General features: G+C 61.0%; 1 pseudogene. It reads left to right on the forward strand.

The features are described from left to right. Nucleotides 1-204: 204 nt before the first annotated feature. Nucleotides 205-362 (forward strand): annotated as a pseudogene (locus IFT58_RS18645) (IS110 family transposase); the annotation flags it as partial.

Here is a 362-nt window from a genome sequence, read left to right on the forward strand (position 1 = left end):
TCTTCGAGATCTGGCACTTTAGGTGCCGAGAGCCCGGCGCGGGCGACCGTTCGGCTCTAGGTCTTCGCGATCGCTTGGTAGCAAGGATCCCCGCGCCGGTCTTCTCCCTGATCCGCCCGAACAGTTGATCGAGTTGGCGCTCGTAATGATAAGACTGGGCAAGCGGGGGGAGCTCTCGACCCTGTCAGCGTACCGGAGATTGCCATGTTTGGGATCGGGATCGACGTAAGTAAGGACCGTCTGGACGTTGCCGTGCACGAGCAGCAGTTCCGCCACTTCAGCAACAGCAAGCGCGGCTTTGAAGCATTGGTTCGCTGGCTGCAGAAGTGGCCGGCCAAGCAGGTCGTGCTTGAAGCGAGCGG

The organism is Stenotrophomonas sp. CFBP 13718 (genome assembly GCF_014842145.1).
GTDB lineage: Bacteria > Pseudomonadota > Gammaproteobacteria > Xanthomonadales > Xanthomonadaceae > Stenotrophomonas.